This is a genomic window from Pseudomonas sp. NCCP-436 (assembly GCF_019656335.1).
Classification (GTDB): domain Bacteria; phylum Pseudomonadota; class Gammaproteobacteria; order Pseudomonadales; family Pseudomonadaceae; genus Aquipseudomonas.
Window position 1 is genome coordinate 1 of sequence record NZ_BPLZ01000012.1, and the last position, 23,359, is coordinate 23,359.

Here is a 23,359-nt window from a genome sequence, read left to right on the forward strand (position 1 = left end):
CAACCATGGCTTCACCTATTCCGGCCACCCGGTGGCGGCGGCGGTGGGTCTGGAGAACCTGCGGATTCTCCGCGAAGAAGGCATCGTCGAACGCGTGCGGGAAAAAACGGCACCGTATTTGCAAAAGCGTCTGCGCGAGCTGGCGGATCATCCGCTGGTGGGTGAAGTGCGCGGTCTCGGCATGCTGGGTGCCATCGAGCTGGTGCAGGACAAGGCCAAACGCCAGCGTTATCCGGGTGAGGTTGGTGTGGGCATGATCTGCCGTGGTCACTGTTTCGACAACGGGCTGGTGATGCGTGCAGTGGGCGACACCATGATCATTGCACCACCGCTGGTAATCAGCGAGGCGGAGATTGACGAGTTGGTGGAAAAGGCACGCAAGTGCCTGGATCTGACCTGGCGTCAGCTGTCTGCATGAAATCCGCTTCCACGGATTGTTGTCAGCGGTGCCATGACCTTGCCAGACTGCGAAAGCCGGCCTAACGGCTGCGCAATTTCTGGAATATTGACACAACAAACTGGAGCTGTACGCATGAAAACATTCGGCAAGACCCTTCTTGCGTTGTCCCTGAGCGCGGTCATGGCTGGTGCTACCCAGGCTGACGACAAGGTGCTGCATGTCTACAACTGGTCCGACTACATCGCCCCGGACACCCTGGCCAACTTTGAAAAGGAAACTGGCATCAAGGTCGTCTACGACGTCTTTGACAGCAACGAAGTGCTGGAAGCCAAGTTGCTGGCCGGCAGCTCCGGTTACGACGTAGTGGTTCCGTCCAACCCCTTCCTGGCCAAGCAGATCAAGGCCGGTGTATTCCAGAAGCTGGACAAGTCCAAGCTGCCGAACTGGAAAAACCTCGACACCGATCTGCTCAAGGCGCTGGAGCCGAGCGATCCGGGCAACCAGTACTCGATTCCCTACATGTGGGGCACCATCGGTCTGGGTTACAACGTAGACAAGGTCAAGGAGGTGCTCGGTGATGATGCGCCGGTTCATTCCTGGGATCTGGTGTTCAAGCCGGAAAACATCGAGAAGCTGAAATCCTGTGGCGTGTCCTTCCTTGACTCGCCGACCGAAATCCTGCCGGCCGCCCTGCATTACCTCGGCTTTGCTCCGGACAGCAGCAGTACCGAAGAGCTGAAGAAGGCCGAGGAGCTGATGCTCAGCGTCCGTCCGTCGATCTCCTACTTCCACAGTTCCAAGTACATCTCGGATCTGGCCAACGGCAACATCTGTGTGGCAGTGGGCTACTCCGGTGACGTTTATCAGAGCAAGAGCCGTGCCGAGGAAGCCGGTAACGGCGTGAATGTCAGCTACAACATCCCGAACGAGGGAGCCGGCAGCTTCTTCGACATGCTTGCTATCCCGGCCGACGCCAAGAACGTCGAAGCCGCGCATATCTTCCTTGACTACCTGATGCGTCCGGAAGTCATTGCCGAGATCGGCAACTTCACCCAGTTCCCCACCGGAAACGCCGCTGCCGTTCCGCTGGCTGACGAAGCCCTGCGCAACGACCCGGGTGTTTACCCGACTCCAGAAGTGTTGAAGAAAATCTACACCTTCCCGGATCTGGCTCCGGCAGTGCAGCGCAACATGACCCGCAGCTGGACCAAGATCAAGTCCGGTCGCTAAACAACGTAGCAACGCCACCTGGCGGGTTTGTCCCGCCAGGTACCCAAATCGTGAGATAGAGGAAACGTTATGCGTCGTACTACCTTGCTGGCTGGCCTGATTAGTGCCGCCATTGGTATTTCCGCAGCTCAGGCTGCCGACCGCGTGGTCAATGTCTACAACTGGTCCGACTACATCGCCCCGGAGACCATTGCCGAGTTCGAGAAGGAAACCGGCATCAAGGTGGTGTATGACGTTTTCGATTCCAACGATACCCTCGACGGCAAGCTGGCTACCGGCCAGAGCGGCTACGACGTGGTAGTGCCGACCAACCACTACCTGGCCAAGCAGGTGCGTGCCGGCACCTACCAGAAGCTGGACAAATCCAAGCTGCCCAATCTGGTCAACCTCGACCCGACCATTATGGAAAACCTGGCTGCGGGTGACCCCGGCAATGAATATTCGGTGCCATACCTCTGGGGCACCAACGGCATCGGTCTGAATGCCACCAAGGCCCGTGAAGTGCTTGGCGACGACGTGTCGCTGGATTCCTGGGGCCTGCTGTTCGATCCTCAATACGCCGAAAAACTCGGCAAGTGCGGTATTGCGCTACTCGACTCTGGCGACGAGGTGCTGCCGCAGGCGGTCAATTACCTCGGTCGTTCGCCGCACACCACCAAGCGTGAGGACTACGAGAAGGCCTTTGAACAAGTGATGAAGGTGCGTCCCTACATCACCTATTTCCACAGCTCCAAGTTCATCTCGGATCTGGCCAACGGCAACATCTGCGCCGCCTTCGGCTATTCCGGCGACGTCCTGCAGGCCGCTGACCGTGCTGAGGAAGCCGGGCGCACCGACGAGATCATCTACGTCATTCCCAAGGAAGGCACCGCCATGTGGGCGGATTTGCTGGCCATTCCCAAGGATGCCAAGAACGTTGACGAGGCACATGCCTTCATCAACTACCTGCTGCGCCCTGAAGTGATCGCCAAGATCAGCAACTACGTGGCCTATGCCAACCCGAACATCAAGGCTACCGAGCTGGTGGACGAGTCCGTGCGGGAGAACCCGGGCGTGTATCCGAGCGCCGAAGTTATGGCCAAGCTGTACGTGGCCGAAGAGCGACCGCGAGAGGTACAGCGCTGGCTGACCCGCGACTGGACGCGAATCAAGAGTGGCCGCTGATCGGCGATCAATTTTCCGATAAAGTGCCGCGCCTTTTGCGGGCGGCACACCAATACGAGGATGACACTGTGCGAATTAACCTGCCCAAGACCCTGATCGCCCTGGCGGCTTCTGCCGCCTGCGGCGCGGCCCTGGCTCAGCCCTCGGTGCATATCTACAACTGGAGCGATTACATCGGCGAGGAGACTCTGGCCAAGTTCGAAGCCAGCACCGGCATCAAGCCGGTCTACGACGTCTTCGACTCCAACGAGACTCTTGAGGGCAAGTTGCTGGCCGGCCGCAGCGGTTATGACGTGGTTGTGCCATCCAATCACTTTCTCGGCAAGCAGATCCGTGCCGGCGCCTTCCAGCCGCTGGATCGTTCCAAGCTGAGCAACTGGGAAAATCTCGACCCGGCGCTGCTCAAACAGCTGGAAACCAATGACCCGGGCAACCAGTATTCCGTGCCCTACCTGTGGGGTACCAACGGCATCGGTTACAACGTCGAGAAGGTCAAGGAGGTGCTGGGTGTCGACGAAATCGACTCCTGGGCAGCAATCTTCGAGGTGGAGAACATCAAGAAGCTCAGCCAGTGCGGTGTGTCCTTCCTCGATTCTGGAGACGAGATGATCCCGTCGATGCTCAACTACCTCGGCCTGGACCCCAACAGCACCAACCCCGACGACTACGCCAAAGCCGAAGCCAAGCTGCTGGAGGTGCGCCCGTACGTCACCTACTTCCATAGCTCCAAGTACATCGGCGATCTGGCCAACGGCAATATCTGCGTAGCCGCCGGCTTTTCCGGCGACATCCTGCAGGCCGCAGACCGCGCCGAAGAGGCCGGCAAGGGTATCGAGATCGCCTACAGCATTCCCAAGGAGGGGGCCAACCTCTGGTTTGACATGATGGCCATCCCAGCCGACGCGAAGAACGTCGAGCAGGCGCATGCCTTCATCAACTTCCTCCTCGACCCCGAGGTGATCGCCGAGGTGAGCGACTACGTCGGTTATGCCAACCCCAATACCAAGGCGGACGAGTTCATGGACGAGGAAGTGCGCAACGACCCGTCCGTGTACCCGCCACAAGCGGTGCTGGACAAGCTGTACATATCCGCCGAACTGCCGGTCAACGTGCAGCGTCTGATGACTCGTACCTGGACCAAGGTCAAATCGGGTCAGTAATCGTTCACGCCCGGCCATGCGGTCGGGCACAATCTTCCGGGAGTTTTCCTAAATGGCTGTTGCCTCCAGCGCCTACAAAAAAGCCCTCGAAGGGGATCAGACACCGAAAGAGGTGTTGGTCAAGATCGACCGGGTGACCAAGAAGTTCGACGAGACGGTAGCTGTCGACGATGTTTCTCTGACCATCAACAAAGGCGAGATCTTTGCTCTGCTGGGTGGTTCGGGTTCCGGCAAGTCAACCCTGTTGCGCATGCTCGCCGGGTTTGAGAGGCCCACCGAAGGTCGCATCATTCTCGATGGCGTCGACATTACCGACATGCCGCCGTACAAGCGCCCGATCAACATGATGTTTCAGTCCTACGCGCTGTTCCCGCACATGAGTGTGGCCGACAACATCGCCTTCGGGCTGAAGCAGGATGGCCTGCCCAAGGCCGAGATCGACGAGCGCGTGGCCGAGATGCTCAAGCTGGTGCACATGACCCAGTACGCCAAGCGTAAGCCGCACCAGCTCTCCGGCGGCCAGCGCCAGCGCGTGGCACTGGCCCGTTCGCTGGCCAAACGTCCCAAGTTGCTGCTGCTTGACGAGCCGATGGGCGCACTGGACAAGAAACTGCGCTCGCAGATGCAACTGGAGCTGGTGGAGATCATCGAGCGGGTCGGCGTGACCTGCGTCATGGTGACCCACGACCAGGAAGAAGCCATGACCATGGCCCAGCGTATCGCCATCATGCACCTGGGCTGGATCGCCCAGACCGGCAGCCCGGTGGACGTTTACGAGACTCCGGCCAACCGTCTGGTCTGCGAGTTCATTGGTAACGTCAACCTGTTCGAAGGCGAGATCACTACCGACGACACGGATCATGCGGTCATCACCTGCCCGGGCCTGGACAAGCCGATCTACATCGGTCACGGCATCAGCACCCGCGCCGAGGAGAAGAAGGTCACCTACGCCCTGCGTCCGGAAAAGCTGCTGATGGCCACCGAACTGCCGGCCGATCACGAGCATCCGGAGTACAACTGGAGTCGTGGGCACGTACACGATATTGCTTACCTGGGCGGCCATTCGGTCTACCACGTCAAGCTCGACTCCGGCCAGGTGGTTCAGTGCTTCATTGCCAATGCCGAGCGTCGCGGCAAGCGCCCGACCTGGGATGATCCGGTGGTGGTGTACTGGGAAGATGACAGCGGCGTGGTACTGCAATCATGAAACTGGCCAAGCTTTCGCGTTATGTGCCCAGCGGGCGGCATGTCGTCATCGGCATCCCGTTCCTGTGGCTGTTCCTGTTCTTCCTGTTGCCGTTCGTCATCGTCCTGAAGATCAGCTTCGCCGAGGCCGATGTCGCCATCCCGCCGTATACGGAAATATACCAATGGGCGGACAACAAGCTGACGCTGTTGCTGAACTTCGGCAACTACATCTTCCTGTCCGAGGACGCCCTGTATCTGTCGGCTTACCTGGGTTCGCTGAAGATCGCCACCTTCAGCACGCTGCTGTGTCTGCTGATCGGTTATCCGATGGCCTATGCCATTGCCCGTGCGCCGAAGGAACGGCAGACCGTGCTGCTGCTGTTGATCATGATGCCGACCTGGACCGCGATCCTGATCCGCGTCTATGCCTGGATGGGCATTCTTGGCAACAACGGGCTGCTCAACTCGCTGCTGCAAGGCATCGGCCTGATTGATGCACCGCTGCAGATCCTCAACACCAATACCGCGGTGTATATCGGCATCGTCTACTCGTATTTGCCGTTCATGATCCTGCCGCTCTACGCGAACCTGGTGAAGCACGACCCGAGCCTGCTGGAGGCTGCCTCCGACCTGGGGTCGAGCCACTTCAACAGCTTCTGGAAGATCACCGTGCCGCTGTCGAAGAACGGCATCATTGCCGGCTGCATGCTGGTGTTCATCCCGGTGGTGGGTGAGTTCGTCATCCCTGAACTGCTTGGTGGTCCGGAGACCCTGATGATCGGCAAGGTGCTGTGGCAGGAGTTCTTCAACAACCGCGACTGGCCGGTAGCCTCGGCGTTGGCGGTGGTGATGCTGGCGATCCTGATCGTGCCCATCATCCTGTTCAACCGTAACCAGGCGAAGGAACTGGAGGGTCGCCCATGACGCGTTTTCGTTTTTCCAACCTGATGCTCTGGGCGGGTCTGCTGTTTATCTACCTGCCGATGGTCATTCTGGTGATCTATTCGTTCAACGCCTCCCGCCTGGTAACGGTCTGGGGCGGCTGGTCCGTGAAGTGGTACGTCGGCCTGCTGGACAACACCCAGTTGATGGGCTCGGTGATGCGCTCGCTGGAGATCGCCCTGTACACCGCCATTGCGGCGGTGGCACTGGGCACGCTGGCGGCCTTCGTGCTGACTCGTGTCACTCGTTTCAAGGGGCGAACGCTGTTCGGTGGCATGGTCACCGCACCTCTGGTGATGCCCGAGGTGATCACAGGTCTGTCGCTGTTGCTGCTGTTCGTGCTGATGGCCCAGTTGATCGGCTGGCCGGCACAGCGCGGCATGGCCACCATCTGGATCGCCCACACCACATTCTGCTCGGCCTACGTGGCTGTGGTGGTGTCGTCGCGCCTGCGTGAACTGGACCTGTCCATCGAAGAGGCGGCCATGGATCTGGGCGCGCGGCCGTGGAAGGTATTCTTCCTGATTACCGTGCCGATGATCGCGCCGTCGCTGGCAGCAGGGGCAATGATGTCCTTCGCTCTGTCGCTGGACGACCTGGTTCTGGCCAGCTTCGTCTCCGGTCCTGGCTCCACCACCCTGCCGATGGAGATTTTTTCTGCCGTGCGTCTGGGGGTTAAGCCGGAGATCAACGCAGTAGCCAGCCTGATCCTGTTGGTGGTGTCGTTTGCCACCTTCCTGGCCTGGTTCTTCGCCCACCGCGCCGAGGAGAAGCGCAAGAAGGCCCTGCAGCAGGCCATGGACGAAACTGCCAATCCGTCCTGGCAGCAGGTGATCGACAGTCGTCGCAGCAACTGACTGCGATCATGCAAGAGCAGAAACGGGCCCTCGGGGCCCGTTTCTGTTTACGGCTATTTGGTGCTGGCCTTATTTCACCAGTGCCTTCCAGGGTTTGAGGCTTTGCACTATCTGTACCTGGCTAGCACGCAACTGACGCTGCGCCTCATCCAGCGGCTGCAGGATCAGCACGTACAGCTTGTTCAGCTCGCCGAACAGGCGATCCACCTCTACCACTTCGAGCACGCTGCGTGCCAGTCGCAGCCACACCAGAAGACGTTCCAGTCGCGGCAGTTGCTCGGCCAGTTCTTCGGGACGCTGCTGATAACGGCGCAGCTGCAGGGCCGCACCTTCTTCGCCGAGCAAGGTGCCCAGCCAGCTGCCAAGAGGCGCAGCGCCCTGACGTTCGCCGCGGCTGTTGCGGCCCTGCGTCCAGTTGCGTTGCAGCAACCACAGTGACAGCTTCAGTGACAGCAGTCCCCAGCGGCAGCCGTCCAGCTCTGCAGCAAACAGCGCCGGGGCGTTGTGGCGCAGGTTTTCGTTGTCCTGACCGGCAGCCAGGCGTGGGCGCCAGTCGGCGAGCAGCGCGTCGAGCTGCTCGCGTAGCTCGCGGGTGATGGCACGCGGTGCAGCCTGGCCGAGGCTGGCAAGCAGGGCGCGTAGCTCCACCAGTTGCTGGAGCCAGTCCTGCAACAGGCTCCAGTGGCCGTTGAAACGGTACTGTTCGGCCAGACGTTGGCTGGCGCCGAGCAGGTGCCAGGCGCAGGCGGCAAAGGCTTCATCCAGTGGTAGCTCGGCGGTTAGTGCCGGCAGGGCCAGGCTCAGGCTGTAGCTGCCGGCGTCGAACAGACGGTAGCCGCGCTCAGCCTTACTGATGTCGCAGGGCATCAGCGGCAGCTCGGCGGCCAGCTCGCAGGCCAGCTCCAGCAACGCAGCCGGTTCGCCCTGGCGCAGCTCCAGCTCCAACTCGCAGATTTCTTCCTCGCCTTCACCGGCCGCCACCTTGCCCAGATCCAGCGCTGCCTCGATCACCACGCGTGCCTTGCCTTGGCCCCAGGCAATCTCGGCTTTTTCACGGATGAAGTCGGTGGAGAACAGCGGTTGCAGGGTGGATTTGTCCAGCCCGGCCAGGCTGGCTGGCCAGCAGCTGTCGTCGAGCTTGTGCAGATTCAGCACTGGTGCGTCCAGATACCAGTCCCATTCATTGCGTTCGGACAGTCCGGCCACGCTCTGGCCGCGGCTCTTGAGCGTCTGGATGAACTGCTCGCCGTCGCGGCGGATGCGCAGGGCTACCTTGGACGAAGCCAGATCGCGCTGCGGCGTGTCGTAGTACTGGTTGAACAGCTCCACCCTTTGCCAGCCACTTTTGTTGCGCTTCTTCAGCAGCGGGTGTTCGCGTAGTGCGGCCAGGGTGGTGCGACTGGCGCGCAGTTTGATTTCGGTTTCTTTATTCATTGCAGTGACAGGCTCGAAGCGGCGGTAGGGCGACGCGGGGAGGACAAGGGTAGTGCAAAGGTGCTGCGCTGTCAGGTCGCCAGGCCACGTCTGCGGGCAATCGATGACATGTGCTGGCGGGGGCCGGGTAGCACTCGTATACTTGCCGCCTATTTTCAACCAGGGGCAACCCTATGCCTACCAATCCCTTCGTCAGTCTGTTCGGCCGCTCTCCCATTGGGCCGATGCAGCAACATATCACCAAGGCGCACGAGTGCGCGGCCAATCTCGTTCCGTTGTTTGAGGCGGTGATGGCTGAAGACTGGGCTCGTGTCGAGCAGGTGCAGCAGGAAATGGTGCGCCTGGAGCACGAAGCCGACAAGCTCAAGAAAAGCGTACGCATGCAGTTGCCCAAGAGCTTGTTCCTGCCAGTGCCACGTTCGGATCTGCTGGAGCTGCTCAGCGTTCAGGACAAGGTGGCCAACCGCGCCAAGGATATCGCCGGACTGATTCTGGGGCGTCAGATGACTCTTCCTGAGCAGCTGCAGCCGCTGATGCTGGCCTACGTGAAGCGCTGTGTGGACGCCAGTGCCCAGGCGCTGAAAGCAATGAACGAATTGGATGAGCTGCTGGAAACCGGCTTTGGTGGCCGTGAGGCCGCGCTGATCCAACGCATGGTCGAGGAGCTGGAAGATATCGAGCGGGACACGGATCGGCAGCAGATCGAAGTGCGCCGGGCTCTGTTCGGGCTGGAAAAGGAATTACCTGCCGTTGATGTGATGTTCCTCTACCGGATCATCGACTGGGTTGGCGACGTTGCCGACCGTGCCGAGCGTGTCGGCAACCGACTGGAACAACTGCTGGCGCGCTAGTCGCCGGCTGCCATTCAGGAACCCACAGGTAATTTCTTATGACTCTTGTCGCGGAATACGGTTTCGTACTCCTCGTGCTCGCTTGCTGCTTCGGTTTTTTCATGGCTTGGGGCGTAGGGGCAAACGATGTTTCCAATGCCATGGGCACTTCGGTCGGCTCCAAGGCGCTGACCATCAAGCAGGCGATCCTGGTCGCCATGGTATTCGAGTTCTGCGGAGCTTACCTTGCAGGAGGGCAGGTAACCGAGACCATCAAGAATGGTATCGTCGACAGCACGGTGATCCCGCCCGATATGTTTGTGCTGGGCATGATGTCGGCGTTGCTTTCAGCCGGTACCTGGCTGCTGATCGCTTCGCTGCGTGGCTGGCCGGTCTCGACCACTCACTCGATCGTTGGCGCCATTATCGGCTTTGCCTCGGTAGGGGTGTCGGTCGAGGCGGTCAACTGGCCTGGCCTGGTGCCCATTGTCTCCAGTTGGGTGGTTACGCCCTTCCTTTCCGGCCTGCTCGCCTTTGGTCTGTTCAAGAGTGTGCAGTGGCTGATCATGGATACCGATGATCCCTTCGGCAATGCCAAGCGCTGGGTGCCGGTGTACATGTTCCTGACCGGCTTCATGCTGGCGCTGATGACCTTCACCAAGGGCCTCAAGCATGTCGGCTGGCACTTCAGCACCTCGCAGTCGGTGATGTTGGCATGTGTGGTCGGCTTCATCGTCGCGGCCCTGGGCATCGCCCTGCTGACCCGCATCCAGGTTGATCCGGAAGCCAACAAGAACTTCCAGTTCGCCAGTGTCGAGCGTGTCTTCGCCGTGCTGATGATTTTTACCGCCTGCGCCATGGCCTTCGCCCACGGCGCCAGCGACGTATCCAACGCAGTCGGCCCGCTGGCAGCGGTGGTCGGGGTGATCGAAGCCGGCGGCGACATGGTGGTTGGCGGCAAGTCCGCAGTGCCCGGCTGGGTGTTGTTGCTCGGCGCCGTGGGTATCGTGGTCGGCCTGGCCACTTACGGCTGGAAAGTGATTGCCACCATTGGCAAGGGTATTACCGAGCTTACGCCGAGCCGTGGCTTTGCTGCTGAACTGGCCACCGCCAGTACCGTGGTGGCAGCTTCCGGCATCGGCCTGCCGATTTCCACCACACACACTCTGGTTGGTGCTGTACTGGGCATCGGCCTGGCCCGTGGTATCGGTGCGCTGAACCTGTCTGTGGTGGGTAAGATCTTCACCTCCTGGGTGGTGACCCTGCCAGTTGGTGCGGCACTGGCAATCCTCTATTTTGAATTGATGATGCTGATTTTCCTCTGATCGCACAGGCGGCCCGGCTTTGCCGGGCCGCCTGTGCGAAGGCAGGCTGGTCTGTGTTAGCGGTTCTGTTGTTATGATGAGGCTCCTTTGTGAGAGAGCCGAGTCATGTCACTTCCCTCCCTGCGTGAGCAATTCTCGGCGCTGATAGCTGCACCGTCGATCAGTTGCACCCAGCCCGCGCTGGACATGTCCAACCGTGCAGTGATCGACCTGCTGGCCGGCTGGCTGAGCGATCTCGGCTTTGCCTGCGAGATTCAGCAGGTCAGTCCCGGCAAGTTCAATCTGCTGGCCAGTTATGGTTCAGGGCCTGGCGGCCTGGTGCTGGCCGGGCACAGTGATACCGTACCCTGCGACGAATCTCTCTGGCACAGCGATCCGCTACGCCTCAGCGAGCAGGGTGATCGCTGGGTCGGTCTCGGTGTGTGCGATATGAAGGGATTCTTCCCTTTGATTATCGAAGCGCTGTTGCCGTTGCTCGATCAGCCTTTCCGTCAGCCGCTGCTGATACTCGCCACCTGCGACGAGGAAAGCTCCATGGCCGGTGCCCGCGCTCTGGCCGAGGCCGGACGGCCGCTTGGCCGCGCTGCGGTGATCGGCGAGCCAACCGGGCTCAGGCCGATTCGCCTGCACAAGGGGGTGATGATGGAGCGCATCGACATCCTTGGTCAGAGCGGGCACTCCTCGGATCCGACGCTGGGACGCAGCGCACTGGAGGCCATGCAGGATGTGATGGGCGAACTGCTCGGTCTGCGCGCGCAGTGGCAGCGCGAATTTAGCAACCCGCAGTTCGGCGTGCCGCAACCGACACTGAATCTGGGCTGTATTCATGGTGGCGACAATCCCAACCGCATTTGCGGCCAGTGCGCGCTGGAGTTCGATCTGCGGCCGCTACCCGGCATGGATCCGGAGCTGTTGCGTGCGGCCATTCGTGGCAAACTGCAACCGCTGGCGCTCAAGCACGAGGTGCGCATCGACTACGGCCCGCTGTTCCCTGCCGTGCCGCCCTTCGAGGAGGCCGCCGACCGGGAGTTGGTGCGCCTGGCCGAACACCTGACCGGGCATACGGCACAGGCTGTGGCTTTCGGTACCGAAGCGCCCTATCTTCAGCAACTGGGCTGTGAAACCCTGGTGCTCGGTCCTGGCGACATTGATTGTGCGCACCAGCCTGACGAATACCTGCAGCTCGATCGTATCGAGCCGACTGTGGCCCTGTTGCGCCAACTGATCCAACACTACTGCCTGACCCGGAGTGAAGACGTGCAGCGACGATGAGACAAAAGACCCGAACCGACCCCGACGGATCGTCAAACCCCACGTCTCGACGCTTACGGATTCCCCATGCAAGACTACGTTACCTGGCTACGCCACGCTTCGCCCTATATCAACGCCCACCGCGACTGCACCTTTGTGGTCATGCTGCCGGGCGAGGGTGTCGCCCACCCGAACTTCGCCAACATCGTCCATGATCTGGTGCTGCTGCACAGCCTTGGCGTGCGTCTGGTGCTGGTGCATGGCTCGCGCCCGCAGATCGAGGCGCGTCTGGCTGCGCGCGGCCTGACCCCGCACTTTCACCGCGACCTGCGGATCACCGATGCACCGACCCTGGAGTGCGTGATCGATGCGGTCGGCCAACTGCGCATCGCCATCGAGGCGCGCCTGTCGATGGACATGGCTGCCTCGCCGATGCAGGGCTCGCGCCTGCGCCTGGCCAGTGGCAACTTCGTCACCGCGCGGCCGATCGGCGTGGTCGACGGCGTCGATTATCACCACACTGGCGAGGTGCGGCGCATCGACCGAAAGGGCATCAACCGCCTGCTCGACGAGCGCAGCATTGTCCTGTTGTCCCCACTTGGCTATTCGCCGACCGGGGAAATCTTCAACTTGGCCTGCGAGGACGTGGCGACCCGTACCGCCATCGATCTGGGCGCGGACAAGCTGCTGCTGTTCGGCGCCGAGGACGGCCTGCTCGACGAGCACGGCAACCTGGTGCGCGAACTGCGCCCGCAGCAGGTGCCGGCGCACTTGGCACGACTGGGCAGCAATTACCAGGGCGAGCTGCTCGATGCTGCCGCCCAGGCCTGCCGTGGTGGCGTCAAGCGCAGCCACATCGTCAGTTATGCCGCCGACGGAGCGCTGCTCAGTGAGCTGTTCACCCGGACCGGCAACGGCACACTGGTGGCGCAGGAGCAGTTCGAGTCGCTGCGCGAGGCGACCATCGAGGATGTCGGCGGGCTGATCGAACTGATCCGACCGCTGGAGGAGCAGGGCATTCTGGTGCGGCGCTCGCGGGAGGTGCTGGAGCGGGAGATCGAGCAGTTCAGCATTGTCGAGCGCGAGGGGCTGATTATCGCCTGCGCAGCGCTGTACCCCATCGCTGACTCCGACTGCGGCGAGCTGGCCTGTCTGGCGGTGAACCCGGACTACCGTCACGGCGGGCGTGGTGACGAACTGCTGGCACGGATCGAGGCGCGGGCCCGGGCGCAGGGCATCAAGACCCTGTTCGTGCTCACCACGCGCACCGCTCACTGGTTCCGCGAGCGTGGATTCCAGCCCAGTAGCGTCGAGCGCATGCCGGCCGCACGCGCCTCGCTGTACAACTACCAGCGCAATTCCAAGGTCTTCGAGAAAGCGCTCTAGCGCGTTACAGAAAGGGAGCCAGCACAGCGCCCGAGATCAGGCGCTGTGCTGCTGCAGGCGCATTTGTTCGCGACCGTCATCCCAGCCGGCCTCCCAGGCGGCGGCGGGGATGTCGTCGGCATAGGGCTGGCGGCTCATGGGCTGGCCCGTGAGACCGGCCATGTAGCCTTGCTGGTAGGCCTTGTTCAGCCTCTCCAGGCTCCACTGCGGCGTGGCATCGGCGGCCATGGATGGTGCTCGTGCGTCATCGTTGGCTGGCAATGCTAGCTGGGCGAACGGCAAAATTCATGGCCGCCCATCCCGGCTTTTGCACCGCTGAGAGGCTTTGTGAAACAGTCGATGCTCTATCGATTCACACCGCCACAGCGAGGATGCTGGCTTGATAGGCCGCGACGAAGGCATCGAAGTCGCTGGTCGGCTGGGCCTCCAGCTCGGCCTGTTCGGCCAGTGATTGGTGTGTCGCCTGCTCGAAGGCTGCCTGATGCTCGGCGTTCAGAGGGTGGGCGCGGAAGTATTCGGCATGCCGTCGGCTTTGTTGCAGAGCGAACTGGGTAAAGCTCTGGCCCTGGCGCAGTTGCTTGAGTATCTGCGCCGAAGGGGTCAGATCCGGATCGTCAACCTTGGCCTGCTGCAGTGTCAGGGCCTCGATATGGGCCTGCCCAGCGCAGCTGCGATCAAGCAGTTCGGCGATCGGGCGGATACGTTCGAGCAGCTCGCCGGCCCAGGCCTTCAGTTCAACCGACTGGCCGTCGCGACGCTGCAGGTGCAGGCCAGGGCGGCGACCTTCGCGAACCACGCTGAGGAAGTTGTCGGTGCAACTGGCGCATTCGCCATTCTCCAGCAGTGGGCTGTCCTCCAGCGCACAGTACAGCAGGAAGGCGTCGATGAAGCGGGCCTGGGTCAGGTCGATGCCTAGGGGCAGGAACGGATTGATGTCCAGGCAGCGCACTTCCACGTATTGCACGCCGCGGCTCATCAGAGCCTGGATCGGTCGTTCGCCGCTATAGGTGACGCGCTTGGGCCGGATGCTCGAGTAGTACTCGTTCTCGATCTGCAGGATATTGGTGTTCAGTTGTAGCCATTCGTCGCCGCGTTTGATGCCGGCCGCTACGTAAGGCGGGTAGGGCGTGGCTACTGCCTGGCGCAGACTGTCGGTGTAGCTGGCCAGGTTGTTGTAACAGGGAGTCAGGCCGGACTGGGCGCTGCTCTGATAGCCAAGGTCGCTCATGCGCAGGCTGGTGGCCCAGGGCAGGTACAGGGTATTGGCGTCCAGCTCCTGCAACTGATGCGGGCGTTCGCGCATAAAGCCTTTGTCCAGCGCCGGCGAGGCACCGAACAGATACATCAGCAGCCAGCTATAGCGGCGGAAATTGCGGATCAGGGCTATGTAGCGTGCCGACTGATAGTCGCGTGCGCTTTGCGTATCGCCTTCGGCACGTTGCTGCAGTTGCCACAACCCTTCGGGCAGGGAGAAGTTATAGTGGATTCCGGCAATGCACTGCATGGTCTTGCCGTAGCGCAGCGCCAGTCCCTTGCGGTACACGTACTTGAGGCGGCCTATGTTGGAGCTGCCATAGCGGGCGATGGGGATGGTCTCCTCGTCCGGCAGGGCGCAGGGCATCGACGGGCTCCACAGCAGTTCGCCGTCGAGTTTGGCGTAGGTGAAGCGGTGAATGCGTTCCAGTTCGTCGAGGGTGCTGGCCGGATCGTTGGCCGTGCCAGTGATGAACTCCAGCAGTGACTCGGAATAGTCGGTGGTGATCTGCGCATGGGTCAGCGCCGAGCCCAGTGCTTGCGGGTGCGGCGTCAGCGCCAGTTGGCCGTTGTGATCGACGCGCAGGCATTCGCGCTCGATGCCGTGCAGACACTCGCTCAACAGGGACAGGTGGGCCGGCTCGCCGAGCTGCGCCAGGCGGCGTGAGAGAAGGTCGCTCAAGTTGCTATTCCTAACTGGGCAATCACGCCAATATGGGGATCATCGTCACACTCTGCAAGGGGCGTCGATGTCGCCAGCTTAGACAAGCTGTGGCCCTGCTGGTTACACGCAGGCGAAGGTGCCTTGTGCCTTGGCAACCAGCTTGTCACCCTGCAGCACTTCGGCCTCCACCACCTGGGTGCGTCTCCCGGCATGCAGCACTCGAGCGTGACACAGCACGCTGCCGTCGCTGACCGGGCGAATGTAGTTGATCTTGCACTCCAGCGTCACACTGCTCGGGCTGCCATCGCCCAGACTGTGGCTGGCTTGGCCCATGGCAGTGTCGATCAGCGAGAAGAGGGCGCCGCCATGCAGCTTGCCGTGCAGGTTGCGCAATTCGTCGGTAAGGGTCAGGCGCACGCGCGCCTCGCCGCCGCCAACCTGGAGGATTTCCAGGCCGAGCAGGCGGGAAAAGGCGCTGCTGGCGCCTACGTTGTCAGTTGTGCTCATTTCTTCAACTGCCTGGCGTTGGCAAACAGGGCGGCCATGCCGCCAGTGGCTGGTGCGGGTTTGTCCTGGCGTGAGTGGCGTTCGCTGCGCGGCGCGTTGCCACGGCTGCCGCGGTTGCCTTCGACCTTCTCGCCGGGCGTGTCGCCCATGCGCATGGACAGGCCGATGCGGTTGCGCGGAATGTCCACCTCCATCACCTTGACCTTGACCACGTCGCCGGCCTTGACCGCTTCATGCGGATCCTTGATGAATTTTTCCGATAGCGCGCTGATATGCACCAGGCCGTCCTGATGAACGCCGATATCGACGAAGGCACCAAAGTTGGTGACGTTGGTGACAACGCCTTCCAGCACCATGCCCGGCTTGAGGTCGGCGAGGGTTTCCACGCCTTCCTGGAATTCGGCGGTCTTGAACTCCGGGCGCGGGTCACGCCCCGGCTTGTCCAGCTCCTTGAGGATATCTCCGACGGTGATCAGGCCGAACTGTTCATCGGTGAACCTGGCCGGGTCGAGCTTCTTCAGGAAGCTGGAGTCGCCAATCAGCGAGCGGATATCGCGGCCGGTGTCGGCGGCAATGCGCTGCACCACCGGGTAGGCCTCCGGGTGCACTGCCGAGGCGTCGAGCGGGTTGTCGCCGTTCATTACGCGAAGGAAGCCGGCGGCCTGCTCGAAGGTCTTTTCACCCAGACGCGGCACTTTTTTCAGCTCGGCGCGGGATTTGAACGCGCCGTTGCTGTCGCGGTACTGGACGATATTTTGCGCCAGGGCGCTGTTCAGGCCGGAGATGCGTGCCAGCAGGGCGGCCGAGGCAGTGTTCACATCCACGCCAACGGCGTTCACGCAGTCTTCTACCACCGCGTCCAGCGAACGGGCCAGTTTCAGCTGCGAGACATCGTGCTGGTACTGGCCGACACCGATGGATTTCGGGTCGATCTTCACCAGTTCGGCCAGCGGATCCTGCAGGCGGCGGGCGATGCTTACGGCGCCGCGCAGCGACACGTCGAGATCCGGGAATTCGCGCGCGGCCAGTTCCGAGGCCGAGTAGACTGAGGCGCCGGCCTCGCTGACCATGATCTTGGTCAGTTTCAGGCCCGGAACCTTGCGGATCAGTTCGCCGGCCAGCTTGTCGGTCTCGCGGCTGGCGGTGCCGTTGCCGATGGCAATCAGGTCGACGCCATGCTTGGCGCAGAGTTTGGCAAGGATCGCCAGGGTGCCGTCCCAGTCGTTGCGCGGCGCGTGCGGGTAGACGGTGGCGGTTTCCAGCAGCTTGCCGGTGGCGTCGACCACGGCCACCTTGCAGCCGGTGCGCAGTCCCGGGTCGAGGGCCAGGGTGGCGCGTGGGCCGGCCGGGGCGGCCAGCAGCAGGTCATGCAGGTTGCGGGCAAAGACGCTGATGGCCTCGTCTTCGGCGCGTTCGCGCAGTTCGCCGAGCAGGTCTGTTTCCAGGTGGTTGTACAGTTTGACCTTCCAGGTCCAGCGCACCACTTCGGCCAGCCACTTGTCGGCGGCGCGGCCACGGTTCTCCAGGCCGAAGCGCTCGCCGATCATCAGCTCGCAGGGGTGCAGAGTGCCCGGCAGCTCTTCGCCGACCTTCAGGCTGGTACTGAGGATGCCCTCGTTGCGCCCACGGAAGATCGCCAGCGCCCGGTGTGACGGCATGCTCTTGAGCGGTTCGTCGTGCTCGAAATAGTCGCTGAACTTGGCCCCTTCGCTCTCCTTGCCCGGTACCACTCGGGCGCTGAGGATGGCGTTGTCCTTGAGGAAGGTGCGCAGCTTGTCGAGCAGGGTGGCGTCCTCGGCGAAGCGCTCCATCAGGATGTACTTGGCGCCTTCGAGCACGGTCTTGATGTCGGCGAAGCCCTTCTCGGCATCGATGAAGCGCTCGGCTTGCTGTTCCGGCGTAAGGCTCGGGTCGTTGAAGAGTGCGTCGGCCAGTTCGCCGAGGCCGGCTTCCAGGGCTATCTGGCCCTTGGTGCGGCGCTTTTGCTTGTAGGGCAAATACAGGTCTTCGAGGCGTGTCTTGGTGTCGGCCAGGTCGATCTCGCGTTTCAGTTCGGGCGTCAGCTTGCCCTGTTCCTCGATGCTGGCGAGGATCGCCGCACGGCGCTCGTCCAGCTCGCGCAGATAGCGCAGGCGTTCTTCCAGATGGCGCAGCTGGGTATCGTCGAGGCTGCCGGTGACTTCCTTGCGGTAACGGGCAATGAAGGGCACGGTGGAGCCTTCGTCGAGCAGAGCCACGGCGGCGGCGACCTGCTGCGGGCGCACGCCCAGTTCGTTGGCGATGCGGTTGTTGATGCTGTCCATGATAAAGCTACCCACACTGAGAGGCACTGCGAGATCCTGTGCCGGCATATCCTACCAGCTGCGCTGGCACGGACAGTCTGGCCCGGGTGCGGCAGTGCCCTGTACGACAAAGTGGCCGCATGAATGCCGGCCGGACGCGAAAGCGGCGCATTATAAACATCGCATCCGTCGCTGCTGGAAACCGTTCGGGGAAAAATCTGCTAACAATGGCCCAAGTGCCGCTTCCGGAGCCTGAGCGATAATGCGGCCACCTGCCGTCGTGCGACGGTCCGTCCAAGGAGAAGCCATGACCCAGTCCAGCACTACCGCCGAAGGCGAGAAGATCCTCATCGTCGACGATGATGCCCGTCTGCGTCGCCTGCTCGAGCGTTTCTTCGACGAGCAGGGATACCGCGTGCGCGCGGTGGAGAACGTCGAACAGATGGATCGCCTGCTGGCGCGAGAGCTGTTCAATCTGGTGGTGCTGGATCTGATGCTGCCCGGCGAAGACGGTCTGTCCGCTTGTCGGCGCCTGCGCGAGGCGGGAAACCAGGTGCCGATCATCATGCTTACCGCCAAGGGTGACGAAGCCAGCCGTATCCAGGGGTTGGAGCAGGGGGCTGATGATTACCTGGCCAAGCCGTTCAATCCACGCGAGCTGCTGGCGCGAATCCGTGCCGTGCTGCGTCGTCAGGCACCGGTGGTGCCGGGGGCGCCGGGCAGTGAGGACGAGAGCGTCAGCTTCGGCGACTATGTGCTGTCGCTGGCCACCCGCGAATTGAAGAAGGGCGACCAGGTGCACATGCTCACCACCGGCGAGTTCGCCGTGCTCAAGGCATTGGTCAAGCATGCCCGCGAGCCGCTGACGCGCGACAAGCTGATGAACCTGGCACGCGGTCGCGAGTGGGATGCGCTGGAGCGCTCCATCGATGTGCAGATCAGCCGCCTGCGCCGGCTGATCGAGCCGGATCCGTCCAAGCCGCGCTATATCCAGACCGTCTGGGGTGTGGGCTATGTGTTTGTTCCGGACGGCAGCAAGTCGTAGCACGCCTGGCGTCTGCTCTGCTCATGTGGCAGGCGCTCTTTCTCTGCCGGGTGATCCTTCGTGCAGAAATTTTCCTGGTGGCAAACCGAGCCGATGAAAACCCCTTACTGGTTCCCGCAGAGCTTCTTCGCCCGCACCCTATGGCTGGTGCTGATCGTGGTGCTGTTCTCCAAGGCACTGACCCTGGTCTATCTGATGATGAATGAGGACGTGCTGCTCGATCGTCAGTACAGCCATGGCGCTGCGCTGACCCTGCGCGCCTATTGGGCGGCCAGCCCCGAGGATCGCGATCATATCGCCGAGGCCGCCGGCCTCAAGCGCATTGCGCGCGACAAGGTACCGCCGAGTGAACAGCATTGGCCGTACAGCGAGATCTTCGAGCGGCAGATGCAGACCGAGCTGGGCCCGGATACCGAAATACGGGTGCGGGCCGCCTCGCCGCCGGCGCTCTGGGTACATGCGCCAAGTCTCGGAGAGGACTGGGTACGGGTGCCGATGTACCCGCACCCGTTGCGTGGCCAGCGGATCTGGAGTGTGCTCGGCTGGTTCCTCGGCATCGGCCTGCTCTCCACCGCCGCGGCCTGGATCTTCGTGCGTCAGCTCAACGCGCCGCTCAAGCGCCTGGTTTACGCCGCCCGCCAACTGGGCCAGGGACGCAGTGTGCGGCTGCCGGTGAGCGATACGCCGAGTGAGATGACCGAGGTCTACCGTGCCTTCAACCAGATGGCCGAGGATGTCGAACAGGCCGCCCGTGAGCGCGAGCTGATGCTGGCCGGGGTGTCGCACGACCTGCGTACGCCGCTGACTCGCCTGCGCTTGGCGCTGGAATTCATGGACAACGATTCGGAACTGACCGAGGACATGGTGCGCGATATCGAGGACATGGACGCCATCCTTGACCAGTTTCTCGCCTTTATCCGTGACGGCCGCGATGAGCCGGTGGAGGAGGCCGACTTTTGCGAGCTGGTGCGCGAGACACTGGCACCGTACAACCAGGGCGGTGAGCGCGTGCGCCTTTGTCTGGAGCCTATTCCACCCTTCCCGCTGCGGCGGGTTTCGACCAAGCGCTTGCTGACCAACCTGGTGGAGAACGCCCTCAATCATGGTGGCGGCGATGCGGTGGAAGTGGTGGCCAGCCTGGCCGGCGACCACAGTGCGCCCTATGTGGTGCTTAGTGTGCTCGATCGTGGCGCCGGCATCGATCCGAGTGAGCTGGACAGCATCTTCAACCCCTTTATTCGCGGCGACCGAGCGCGGGGCGGACGCGGTACCGGCCTCGGTCTGGCCATCGTCAAGCGCATCGCCGCGCTGCACGGCGGCAGTGTCGAGCTGCGCAACCGCAGCGGCGGTGGCATTGAAGCGCGGGTTCGTCTGCCGCTGGGACTGTTGTTGCCGCGTGACGCGGTGTAGTGCGCTTTAGCCGCGGCCCTTGGTGCGTGTCTGACCGTGCGTGGCGTGTTTTTCCAAATGATCGACGATGATTCCGGCCACGTCCTTGCCGGTGGTGGTCTCGATGCCCTGCAAGCCGGGTGAGGAGTTGACCTCCATTACCAGCGGACCGTGATTGGAGCGCAGGATATCCACCCCGGCCACGTTCAGGCCCATCACCCGCGCTGCGCGCACCGCAGTCATGCGTTCCTCCGGGGTGATCTTGATCAGGCTGGCGCTTCCGCCGCGGTGCAGGTTGGAGCGGAACTCGCCCGGCTTGGCCTGGCGCTTCATCGCCGCGATGACCTTGTCACCCACTACGAAGCAGCGGATGTCGGCACCGCCGGCTTCGCGGATGTATTCCTGCACCATGATGTCCTGTTTGAGGCCGAGGAAGGCTTCGAGCACCGACTCGGCCGCCTTCTGCGTCTCGGCCAGTACCACGCCCATACCCTGAGTGCCTTCAAGCACCTTGATCACCAGCGGTGCACCTCCGACCATCTGGATGAGGTCCGGAATGTCGTCCGGGCTGTGGGCGAAGCCGGTAACCGGCAGACCGATACCCTTGCGCGAAAGCAGTTGCAGCGCGCGCAGCTTGTCGCGCGAGCGACTGATGGCCACCGATTCGTTAAGTGGAAACACGCCCATCATCTCGAACTGGCGTAGCACTGCGCAGCCATAGAAGGTCACCGAGGCGCCGATGCGCGGAATTACCGCGTCAAAGCCCTCCAAAGCCTGGCCACGATAGTGGATCTGCGGCTTGTGGCTGGCGATATTCATGTAGGCGCGCAGGGTGTCGATCACCACCATTTCGTGGCCCCGTTGCTGACCGGCCTCCACCAGACGACGGGTGGAATACAGACGCGGGTTGCGCGACAGCACGGCGATTTTCATGGGGCACCTGAAAGTGAGGGAGGCAGAGTGGGCTTGTCCTGGACGTAGCGTAGTGCCGGGTCGACCAGCAGTCGGCCGGCGATCAGTGCCTGCGAGCCCAGCAGCACGCGGTAGCGCATGGTGCGGCGACAGGCCAGAGTAAATTCAACCGGCCATAGCCGTTCGCCCAGTGCCAGCTCGGTGCGGATCACGTAGCGGTTCTGCACCTGGCCATTGGAGCTTTTAACGCGCTTGAGCGAGACCAGCGGGGCCTCGCAACGATGGCCCCGCTGTACGCGGGTGCCCAGGTAGGCGGTGAAGCGCACCCAGTCCTCACCGTCACGGCGAAACGTCTGAATGTCGCTGGCATGCAGGCTTGAGGTACGGGCGCCGGTATCGACCTTGGCGCGCAGACCGACGATGCCGAGCGCCGGCAGATTGATCCACTCACGCAGGCCGATCACGCAGAGCTGGTCGAAGGTGTTCAAAACGGTGGTGTTCCCGGGCGCTGGCAGGGCCTATGATTCGGCGCATTCTAGTTGCACCTTGTGACAACTGCATCCGTCGGTAGGGGCCGGCGGAGGATGAAACCGACAGAGTGTGAGATGAGCGAGAAGGACGAAGGCAGGATTCGCCTGGATAAGTGGCTGTGGGCGGCGCGTTTCTACAAGACCCGTGCACTGGCCAAGGCCGCCATCGAGGGTGGCAAGGTGCACCATCGCGGCGAGCGCTGCAAGCCGGGTAAGGAACCGAAGATTGGTGACGAGTACGTACTGCGCACTGGCTTTGACGAGCGCACCGTGGTGGTGCTGGGGCTTTCCGACGTTCGCCGGGGAGCGCCTGAAGCGCAGCAGCTTTACCGTGAGACCGAGGAAAGCATTGTCCGCCGTGAACAGGCCGCGGCCTTGCGCAAGGCTGGGGCGCTGGGCATACAAACCGACGGCCGGCCGAGCAAGAAGCAACGACGGCAGATCCATCAGTTCAATGAGCAGCAGGAGGGGGGACTGAGTCATCCCTGGGCAGATGAGTACTGACAAGTACCTGCTCAAGGTGGTGTGGGGTTGAACAGGCTCGGAATGCTTATTTGCCGCGGGCAAACTGCTCTTCTTCGCCTGTTTTCCCTTGTTTGAGCTTCACTCGGCGCAGAGTCTGGGGCTGTTTCTGCCCGCCAGCCTCAGCGACCGCTGATAACGCTCAGACGTCCCAGCAGTGGTAGTCCGGCCAGGCGTGATGTGAGCGGCAGGGTGAGCTTTTCCAGCCAGTCGCTGGCACGCTGGCCCAGTGGTGTGTAGCAGCTCCAGGCCAGTGCCAGCAGGCAGAGGAATACGCCGCCGACGAAGGCATCGGATCCCCAGTGCGCGCCGGCCACCAGGCGCGGCATGATGCCGATCAAGGCAATGGCCCAGACCAGCAGCAGCGTCCAGCGACGGGCGAAGAAACTCATGAATGCGGCCCAGATCAGCAGTACCGAGGCATGGTCGCCAGGAAAGCTGCGACTGGCCCTGTCCTTCATGTCCCAGCGCGCTTCCCAGTCTGGAAACAGTTGGCTCAGACGGGCGCTGCCTTCGACCACCAGCGAGGCGCTCGGACGCTGCCAGTCCATGGCCTCGACCAGATCGGCGAAGCCCACGCGCAGCAGCAGCAGGGTTACCAGTGCCGTCAGAAAGGCGAACAGTGCGCGGCGTACCTGCCAGCCCTGGAGTATCAGGCCGCTGCGCAGCATCACGGCCAGCATCACCAGCCCCACCGCGGCATCCACCGGGCGCATGCTGCCGATGGCCCACGTCCGGGCCCACAGGCCAGCGGCGTGTACCGGATCATTGAGCAGGCGAAACAGCCACAGATCGAAGGCATCCCACAATTCCCGGCTGGGCTGCCAGAGCCAGCTGCCAAGCAGCAGAAAGGCAATAAGGTGGCAGACAAGCATGGGGCCGAGGCGCCAGCGGTTGTTGAGAAATGAGCTCGACATGGTAAATCCCTTTGCGAATGTGGGCCGTGCAGGGGCGCGCGATGATTGTGCGGCGTCAGAAGCATTACAAGCGACGTACTTCGGCCGTTCAGCCCGGGTTCAGATGTGTCGGTGTATTCCTTGCGCCAGCTCACATGACGTCCGGGCCTTGGTTGGGGCGGCATTTGTGC

At 62.3% G+C, this 23,359-nt stretch carries 22 protein-coding genes; 14 read left to right on the plus strand and 8 right to left on the minus strand.

The features are described 5' to 3' along the window. The 7 genes from NCCP436_RS12815 to NCCP436_RS12845 form a co-directional block, all read left to right on the plus strand. A partial coding sequence (locus NCCP436_RS12815; RefSeq protein ID WP_220804387.1) for an aminotransferase class III-fold pyridoxal phosphate-dependent enzyme occupies nucleotides 1–418 on the plus strand: 418 nt, incomplete at its 5' end. Between the two features lie 114 nt (nucleotides 419–532). Next, nucleotides 533–1,630 (plus strand): extracellular solute-binding protein, encoded by a 1,098-nt coding sequence (locus NCCP436_RS12820; RefSeq protein WP_220804388.1) that lies wholly within the window; start codon nucleotides 533–535, stop codon nucleotides 1,628–1,630. Nucleotides 1,631–1,699: 69 nt separating this feature from the next. Continuing rightward, the gene (locus NCCP436_RS12825) at nucleotides 1,700–2,794 is read left to right on the plus strand and encodes a polyamine ABC transporter substrate-binding protein (protein ID WP_220804389.1); all 1,095 of its coding nucleotides are present in this window, start codon (nucleotides 1,700–1,702) and stop codon (nucleotides 2,792–2,794) included. A gap of 68 nt (nucleotides 2,795–2,862) precedes the next feature. Next, on the plus strand, nucleotides 2,863–3,954 hold the full coding sequence (locus NCCP436_RS12830; RefSeq protein WP_220804390.1) for a polyamine ABC transporter substrate-binding protein: 1,092 nt from the start codon (nucleotides 2,863–2,865) through the stop codon (nucleotides 3,952–3,954). A gap of 52 nt (nucleotides 3,955–4,006) precedes the next feature. Beyond that, nucleotides 4,007–5,161: a polyamine ABC transporter ATP-binding protein gene (potA, locus tag NCCP436_RS12835; protein ID WP_220804391.1), complete on the plus strand. Its 1,155-nt coding sequence runs from the start codon at nucleotides 4,007–4,009 to the stop codon at nucleotides 5,159–5,161. Between the two features lie 23 nt (nucleotides 5,162–5,184). Further along, nucleotides 5,185–6,066 (plus strand): ABC transporter permease subunit, encoded by an 882-nt coding sequence (locus NCCP436_RS12840; protein ID WP_220804492.1) that lies wholly within the window; start codon nucleotides 5,185–5,187, stop codon nucleotides 6,064–6,066. After that, nucleotides 6,063–6,941, plus strand: a complete 879-nt coding sequence (locus tag NCCP436_RS12845; protein WP_220804392.1) for an ABC transporter permease subunit — start codon at nucleotides 6,063–6,065, stop codon at nucleotides 6,939–6,941. The genes NCCP436_RS12840 and NCCP436_RS12845 overlap by 4 nt, the downstream gene beginning before the upstream one ends. Nucleotides 6,942–7,010: 69 nt before the next feature. Here NCCP436_RS12845 and NCCP436_RS12850 read toward each other — a convergent pair whose 3' ends face one another. Next, nucleotides 7,011–8,375, minus strand: a complete 1,365-nt coding sequence (locus tag NCCP436_RS12850; RefSeq protein ID WP_220804393.1) for an inorganic triphosphatase — start codon at nucleotides 8,373–8,375, stop codon at nucleotides 7,011–7,013. 173 nt (nucleotides 8,376–8,548) lie between these two features. Between NCCP436_RS12850 and NCCP436_RS12855 the strand changes: the two genes are divergently transcribed. From NCCP436_RS12855 to argA, 4 genes are all read left to right on the plus strand, one after another. Next, entirely contained in the window at nucleotides 8,549–9,226 is a 678-nt protein-coding gene (locus NCCP436_RS12855) for a TIGR00153 family protein (RefSeq protein WP_220804394.1), read from the plus strand. 38 nt (nucleotides 9,227–9,264) lie between these two features. Continuing rightward, on the plus strand, nucleotides 9,265–10,530 hold the full coding sequence (locus tag NCCP436_RS12860; protein ID WP_220804395.1) for an inorganic phosphate transporter: 1,266 nt from the start codon (nucleotides 9,265–9,267) through the stop codon (nucleotides 10,528–10,530). Between the two features lie 105 nt (nucleotides 10,531–10,635). Then, entirely contained in the window at nucleotides 10,636–11,802 is a 1,167-nt protein-coding gene (argE, locus tag NCCP436_RS12865) for an acetylornithine deacetylase (RefSeq protein ID WP_220804396.1), read from the plus strand. Nucleotides 11,803–11,868: 66 nt separating this feature from the next. Continuing rightward, nucleotides 11,869–13,167, plus strand: a complete 1,299-nt coding sequence (argA, locus tag NCCP436_RS12870) for an amino-acid N-acetyltransferase (RefSeq protein ID WP_220804397.1) — start codon at nucleotides 11,869–11,871, stop codon at nucleotides 13,165–13,167. A gap of 36 nt (nucleotides 13,168–13,203) precedes the next feature. Here the strand turns inward: argA and rmf are convergent, their stop codons facing one another. The 4 genes from rmf to NCCP436_RS12890 form a co-directional block, all read right to left on the minus strand. Beyond that, nucleotides 13,204–13,395 carry a ribosome modulation factor gene (gene rmf, locus NCCP436_RS12875; protein ID WP_220804398.1) on the minus strand — a complete coding sequence of 64 codons (192 nt, stop codon included), beginning with the start codon at nucleotides 13,393–13,395 and terminating at the stop codon, nucleotides 13,204–13,206. A gap of 124 nt (nucleotides 13,396–13,519) precedes the next feature. Continuing rightward, nucleotides 13,520–15,103 carry a glutamate--cysteine ligase gene (gene gshA, locus NCCP436_RS12880; RefSeq protein ID WP_220804399.1) on the minus strand — a complete coding sequence of 528 codons (1,584 nt, stop codon included), beginning with the start codon at nucleotides 15,101–15,103 and terminating at the stop codon, nucleotides 13,520–13,522. 102 nt (nucleotides 15,104–15,205) lie between these two features. Continuing rightward, nucleotides 15,206–15,592, minus strand: a complete 387-nt coding sequence (locus NCCP436_RS12885; protein WP_220804400.1) for a PaaI family thioesterase — start codon at nucleotides 15,590–15,592, stop codon at nucleotides 15,206–15,208. Beyond that, nucleotides 15,589–17,895 (minus strand): Tex family protein, encoded by a 2,307-nt coding sequence (locus NCCP436_RS12890; RefSeq protein ID WP_220804401.1) that lies wholly within the window; start codon nucleotides 17,893–17,895, stop codon nucleotides 15,589–15,591. Before NCCP436_RS12890 ends, NCCP436_RS12885 begins: the two co-directional genes overlap by 4 nt. 286 nt (nucleotides 17,896–18,181) lie before the next feature. Here NCCP436_RS12890 and ompR point away from each other — a divergent pair, with 286 nt between their 5' ends. Together ompR and NCCP436_RS12900 are read left to right on the plus strand one after the other, a co-directional pair. After that, nucleotides 18,182–18,919 (plus strand): two-component system response regulator OmpR, encoded by a 738-nt coding sequence (gene ompR / locus NCCP436_RS12895; RefSeq protein WP_220804402.1) that lies wholly within the window; start codon nucleotides 18,182–18,184, stop codon nucleotides 18,917–18,919. Nucleotides 18,920–19,012: 93 nt separating this feature from the next. Beyond that, the gene (locus NCCP436_RS12900; RefSeq protein WP_220804493.1) at nucleotides 19,013–20,329 is read left to right on the plus strand and encodes an ATP-binding protein; all 1,317 of its coding nucleotides are present in this window, start codon (nucleotides 19,013–19,015) and stop codon (nucleotides 20,327–20,329) included. A gap of 6 nt (nucleotides 20,330–20,335) precedes the next feature. On the opposite strand, the gene rimK is transcribed toward NCCP436_RS12900, so the two are convergent. Further along, entirely contained in the window at nucleotides 20,336–21,241 is a 906-nt protein-coding gene (gene rimK / locus NCCP436_RS12905; RefSeq protein ID WP_220804403.1) for a 30S ribosomal protein S6--L-glutamate ligase, read from the minus strand. Next, a complete protein-coding gene (locus NCCP436_RS12910) occupies nucleotides 21,238–21,708 on the minus strand; it encodes an ATP-dependent zinc protease (protein WP_220804404.1) in 471 nt (156 codons plus the stop codon). The genes rimK and NCCP436_RS12910 overlap by 4 nt, the downstream gene beginning before the upstream one ends. A 117-nt stretch (nucleotides 21,709–21,825) precedes the next feature. Here NCCP436_RS12910 and NCCP436_RS12915 point away from each other — a divergent pair, with 117 nt between their 5' ends. Continuing rightward, nucleotides 21,826–22,254 (plus strand): RNA-binding S4 domain-containing protein, encoded by a 429-nt coding sequence (locus NCCP436_RS12915; protein WP_220804405.1) that lies wholly within the window; start codon nucleotides 21,826–21,828, stop codon nucleotides 22,252–22,254. Nucleotides 22,255–22,394: 140 nt separating this feature from the next. On the opposite strand, the gene NCCP436_RS12920 is transcribed toward NCCP436_RS12915, so the two are convergent. Beyond that, nucleotides 22,395–23,189, minus strand: a complete 795-nt coding sequence (locus NCCP436_RS12920) for a phosphatase PAP2 family protein (protein WP_220804406.1) — start codon at nucleotides 23,187–23,189, stop codon at nucleotides 22,395–22,397. Nucleotides 23,190–23,359: the final 170 nt, after the last annotated feature.

What these genes read in the sequence shown, in the direction of transcription:
- NCCP436_RS12820 (WP_220804388.1), top strand. Translation starts at nt 533, where the DNA reads ATGAAAACATTCGGCAAGACCCTTCTTGCGTTGTCCCTGAGCGCGGTC.
- NCCP436_RS12825 (WP_220804389.1), top strand. Translation starts at nt 1,700, where the DNA reads ATGCGTCGTACTACCTTGCTGGCTGGCCTGATTAGTGCCGCCATTGGT.
- potA (WP_220804391.1), top strand. Translation starts at nt 4,007, where the DNA reads ATGGCTGTTGCCTCCAGCGCCTACAAAAAAGCCCTCGAAGGGGATCAG.
- NCCP436_RS12845 (WP_220804392.1), top strand. Translation starts at nt 6,063, where the DNA reads ATGACGCGTTTTCGTTTTTCCAACCTGATGCTCTGGGCGGGTCTGCTG.
- NCCP436_RS12850 (WP_220804393.1), bottom strand. Translation starts at nt 8,375, where the DNA reads ATGAATAAAGAAACCGAAATCAAACTGCGCGCCAGTCGCACCACCCTG.
- NCCP436_RS12855 (WP_220804394.1), top strand. Translation starts at nt 8,549, where the DNA reads ATGCCTACCAATCCCTTCGTCAGTCTGTTCGGCCGCTCTCCCATTGGG.
- NCCP436_RS12860 (WP_220804395.1), top strand. Translation starts at nt 9,265, where the DNA reads ATGACTCTTGTCGCGGAATACGGTTTCGTACTCCTCGTGCTCGCTTGC.
- argE (WP_220804396.1), top strand. Translation starts at nt 10,636, where the DNA reads ATGTCACTTCCCTCCCTGCGTGAGCAATTCTCGGCGCTGATAGCTGCA.
- argA (WP_220804397.1), top strand. Translation starts at nt 11,869, where the DNA reads ATGCAAGACTACGTTACCTGGCTACGCCACGCTTCGCCCTATATCAAC.
- rmf (WP_220804398.1), bottom strand. Translation starts at nt 13,395, where the DNA reads ATGGCCGCCGATGCCACGCCGCAGTGGAGCCTGGAGAGGCTGAACAAG.
- NCCP436_RS12885 (WP_220804400.1), bottom strand. Translation starts at nt 15,592, where the DNA reads ATGAGCACAACTGACAACGTAGGCGCCAGCAGCGCCTTTTCCCGCCTG.
- NCCP436_RS12890 (WP_220804401.1), bottom strand. Translation starts at nt 17,895, where the DNA reads ATGGACAGCATCAACAACCGCATCGCCAACGAACTGGGCGTGCGCCCG.
- ompR (WP_220804402.1), top strand. Translation starts at nt 18,182, where the DNA reads ATGACCCAGTCCAGCACTACCGCCGAAGGCGAGAAGATCCTCATCGTC.
- NCCP436_RS12900 (WP_220804493.1), top strand. Translation starts at nt 19,013, where the DNA reads ATGAAAACCCCTTACTGGTTCCCGCAGAGCTTCTTCGCCCGCACCCTA.
- rimK (WP_220804403.1), bottom strand. Translation starts at nt 21,241, where the DNA reads ATGAAAATCGCCGTGCTGTCGCGCAACCCGCGTCTGTATTCCACCCGT.
- NCCP436_RS12915 (WP_220804405.1), top strand. Translation starts at nt 21,826, where the DNA reads ATGAGCGAGAAGGACGAAGGCAGGATTCGCCTGGATAAGTGGCTGTGG.
- NCCP436_RS12920 (WP_220804406.1), bottom strand. Translation starts at nt 23,189, where the DNA reads ATGTCGAGCTCATTTCTCAACAACCGCTGGCGCCTCGGCCCCATGCTT.